The organism is bacterium (genome assembly GCA_035527515.1).
GTDB lineage: Bacteria > B130-G9 > B130-G9 > B130-G9 > B130-G9 > B130-G9.
This window is the reverse complement of record DATLAJ010000043.1, coordinates 1-4,061: the sequence shown is the minus strand read 5'-3', so window position 1 is coordinate 4,061 and position 4,061 is coordinate 1. Positions and strand designations below refer to the sequence as shown.

General features: G+C 58.8%; 4 protein-coding genes. All 4 read left to right on the top strand.

What is annotated here, in order from left to right; translation table 11 throughout:
• Nucleotides 1-84: 84 nt before the first annotated feature.
• Nucleotides 85-1,119 carry a V-type ATPase subunit gene (locus tag VM163_02990; protein ID HUT02840.1) on the top strand — a complete coding sequence of 345 codons (1,035 nt, stop codon included), beginning with the start codon at nt 85-87 and terminating at the stop codon, nt 1,117-1,119.
• Nucleotides 1,116-1,475, top strand: a complete 360-nt coding sequence (locus tag VM163_02985; protein HUT02839.1) for a V-type ATP synthase subunit F — start codon at nt 1,116-1,118, stop codon at nt 1,473-1,475. Before VM163_02990 ends, VM163_02985 begins: the two co-directional genes overlap by 4 nt.
• Before the next feature lie 55 nt (nt 1,476-1,530).
• Nucleotides 1,531-3,279 (top strand): V-type ATP synthase subunit A, encoded by a 1,749-nt coding sequence (locus VM163_02980; protein ID HUT02838.1) that lies wholly within the window; start codon nt 1,531-1,533, stop codon nt 3,277-3,279.
• A 43-nt stretch (nt 3,280-3,322) separates the two neighbouring features.
• Nucleotides 3,323-4,061, top strand: a 739-nt coding sequence (locus tag VM163_02975; protein HUT02837.1) for a V-type ATP synthase subunit B, incomplete at its 3' end; no start/stop codon positions are given.

Sequence of the window (4,061 nt, the reverse complement as noted above, 5' to 3'; positions counted from 1 at the left end):
ACCAGGCTTGAGATGCTACTGCCTCGCCTGTTGCCCGAGATCAGCAAGGAGCTTTTCTAACCATACTCTCATAAGGAGCGCGCGGTGCTCGATCCAAGATACGCATATATGTCGGCCTACCTCAAAGCAGAGGAGCCGAAGACGGTTGGCGGGAACCACCTCGATCGTCTGTCACGGACTACGAACGTGACGGATGCGCTTGGCATCATTCGCGAGACGGACATCGGGGCCTACCTGGAAGGGACAACCATACGGAGATTCGAGGACATTGACCGGGCCCTGTGGACCTACTTCGCGGAGCGAATCGCATACATCGAGGCCTTCAAGTACATTCCTGCCGACATGCGAAGGGTATCTCGATCGTTCGTTATCAAGTACGATGTTTCGAACGTCAAGGCAACCCTGCAGGGCATTATCACGGGTGAGAAGACCCCCCTGATTCCGATTGGCGCGATATGTGACGAGGGGTTCCTTGATGACCTCAACGCGTCCGAAACGATACAGGATGTGGCCGACGTGCTTACGCAGAGCCGCCTGCCCGACTTCGTACCGGCCATAAAGGCATATGACCCTGCGGGCGGAGCCAAGGCGAAGATCGCTGTCGAGTCCAGGCTTGAGGGCGAGTACTACCACCAGCTTCTCAAGACCGCCAGCGAAATCCGCGAGGGCGCTGTACTCGGCAACGCCTACGGACTCGTCATCGACCTCGTCAACCTCGGAATCGTATGCAGGGCAGTTGTCGAGGGTATCGGACCTGCGGCGGGCGACTATCTCATTGCCGACGGATACATCCTCAGCGAGAAATCCCTCAGGGACACATTGCCCTACAAGCTCACGGACATCCCACGGCGACTCGATAGCCCACAATACAGGGACATCGCAAACGAGATTGCCAGCGCCTACGACAAGTCGAAGTCAGTCACCGTCATCGACGAAGTGATTGAGAAACACAAGTATGCAACGCTGCGCGCTCTGCTGTCCCCGAGGGCACTGTCACCTCTCGTGATGGCATGGTATCTGATTCTCAAGGAAATCGAGCTGAGGAATCTCAGACTGTTGTTGAAGGCTATCTACGACGGCATAGCCGTTGAAGAGGTCAAGAGGTACCTGCTGCTATGAACAAGTCCTCTGTCAGGAATCTGGAGGTCGCCGTCATAGGCGACCAGGAGTTGGTGAGTGTGCTGCGGCTGGCGGGCGTCCGAAAGACTCACGTCATACCCGGCGAGCGCAACGCAGCCGAGGAAGTACGAAGCACACTGCGGGAGTATGTCTCCGACCACGAGGTAGGCGTCGTTGTACTTCTCGAGGAATTCGCAGCCATTGCAGGCGACGTGGTTGCACAGATGAGGCAGAGCAAGAGCGTTCTGCCGGTCGTAGTCGAAGTGCCGTCAAAGCAGGGGACGAAGCGCACCGACGTCGTCAGCTATTACAAGCGGTTCTGTCGCGAATTCCTGGGCTTCGATATCGAAATCTAGCCGGGAGCAGCCTGCCGCCGTGAACCGAGTCGAGCAGTCTTAGGAGGTTACAGACATGGGAAAGATCTGGAGGGTATCCGGACCTCTGGTTATCGCCAACGAGATGAGAGGCTCGCAGGTGTATGAGGTTGTCGAGATAGGGCAAGACGGCATTGTTGGGGAGGTCATAGGCCTCGAGGGAGACAAGGCAGTTATTCAGGCGCACGAGGAAACCCTCGGTCTGAAGACGGGCGAGGACGTTCGCCCCACAGGCAGAATCCTCAGCGCGGAGCTGGGTCCCGGCCTCCTGGGGTCCATCTACGACGGCCTGCAGAAGTCTCTTCTGCCGATGGCCGAGAAGACCGGGGCCTTCATCAAGCGCGGCGCCAAGTCGCCGGCCCTCCCTCGTGACGTTAAGTGGCAATTCACACCTACGGTCAAAGTCGGCGATGTGGTCGAGTACGGCGATATCATAGGGACTGTACCGGAGACTCCTCTCGTCGAACACAAGATTATGGTGCCCCTCGGCATCAGTGGCACGATAAAGCAGATAAAGGCAGGCGAATACACTGTCGAGGAGAAGGTGGCAGTCGTCGAGAACGACGGCAAGACGCAGGAGCTTACGCTCATGCAGGAGTGGCCCGTACGCAAGCCGCGGCCATACCTCAGGCGCCAGAACCCCTCTGGACTGCTCACGACAGGCATGCGCATTCTCGACTACATGTTCCCCCTGGCGATGGGCGGCAAGGCCGCAATCCCCGGTGGATTCGGCACAGGCAAGACCGTGGCGCAGCAGCAGCTCGTGCGCTGGGCTGACACCGCTCTTAACATCTATGTGGGCTGTGGTGAGCGGGGCAACGAGATGGCTGACGTGCTGTACAGTTTTCGACAGCTCAAGGAGCCAAAGAGCGGGAGGCTCCTTCAGGAAAAAGAGATCTTCATAGCCAATACCTCCAACATGCCAGTCGTCGCGCGAGAGGCAAGCATCTTCGTTGGAGTGACAATGGCCGAGTACTACCGCGACATGGGCTACAACGTCCTGCTTGTCGCGGATTCCACGTCGCGATGGGCCGAGGCGATGCGGGAGATGGGCGGGCGCCTTGAGGAGATGCCGGGGGAGGAAGGCTTCCCGTCATACATGGGGTCCAGACTCTCCGGATTCTATGAGAGAGCCGGCATGGTTGACTGCCTCGGCGGTCCGAACCGCACAGGGTCGGTCACGATTGTTGGAGCAGTCAGCCCGCCAGGAGCCGATTTCAGTGAGCCCGTTACCCAGAACACGCTGCGCATCGTGGACGCGCTCTTCGCGCTGGATGTGGGGCTCGCCAACAAGAGGCACTTCCCGGCGATCAGCTGGCTCACAAGCTACAGCCTGTACGTTGATGCCGTGAAGGACTGGTGGAACGCCTTCGACCGAGGCTGGGAGGAGACACGTGGCGCGGCGCTACGCGTACTGCAGCAAGAAGCAGAGCTAGAGGAAATCGTCAGGCTGGTCGGCCCAGAGGCCCTCCCCGATGGTGACAAGCTTCTCTTGCTGGTCGCCAGGATGATTCGCGAGGACTTCCTGCAACAGAGCGCCTACAGCGATGCGGACACGTACTGCGGTCCCGGCAAGGCCGGGCTGATGCTGAAAACCATCCTCAAGTTCCATGAGATGGCGCAGGATATGCTGAATGGGGGTGCGGGCTACGACACGATACGCTCTTCACCCATCGTGTACCGCATCTCTCGAATGAAGGAGATAACGAACGAGGATTTCCAGGAGAAGTGCAAGGAGCTATGGGCAGAGATGGATGAGACGCTCGTAGCCCGCACGCGCGCCTGAGAACTCCTCGGAGACCTGTCAAGGCACGAGAAGGAGGAAGCTCATGGAGCTATCTGGACTGTACGTACGTGAAGGCAAGGCCATCAGCAAGGCTAAGGGTGCTCTTGTGATTGCCGAAGCTATTCCGGGCACCAAGTACAACGAGATTGTCGACGTTGTGTTGAGCAACGGCGAGTTTAAGACCGGCCAGGCAATCGACATCAGCGAAGAGGCCACGGTCATCCAGGTCTTCGGCGGCGTGAGCGAGGTAGACCTGAAGGGCTCCAAGATCAGGTGCAAGGGGGAGACGCTCAAGCTGCCGGTGTCGGTTGACATGCTTGGACGGATCTTCAATGGCATGGGCAAGCCCATCGACGGCGGGCCGGCCATCATCCCCGATGAGTATCTGGACATCAACGGCGAGGCCATCAATCCAGCGTCGCGGCAGCCACCTGCCGAGTTCATCGAAACAGGAATCTCCTCCATCGACGGGCTCAACGTACTGGTTCGCGGCCAGAAGCTGCCGATTTTCAGCGGCTCCGGTCTGCCGCACAACCGCATGGCGGCACAGATAATCCGGCAGGCTGCAGTCAAGGGAACGGACGAGAAGTTCGCCATTGTATTCGGCGCCATCGGAATCAGCTACGACGACGCTGCGTTCTTCATGAGCAATCTGGAGCGAACCGGGGCTCTCGAGCGGGCAGTTGCGTTCATCAACACCGCGTCAGATCCGGCCATTGAGCGAATCTCGACACCACGCCTCGCCCTTACGGCGGCGGAGTACCTTGCGTGGAAACAGGACA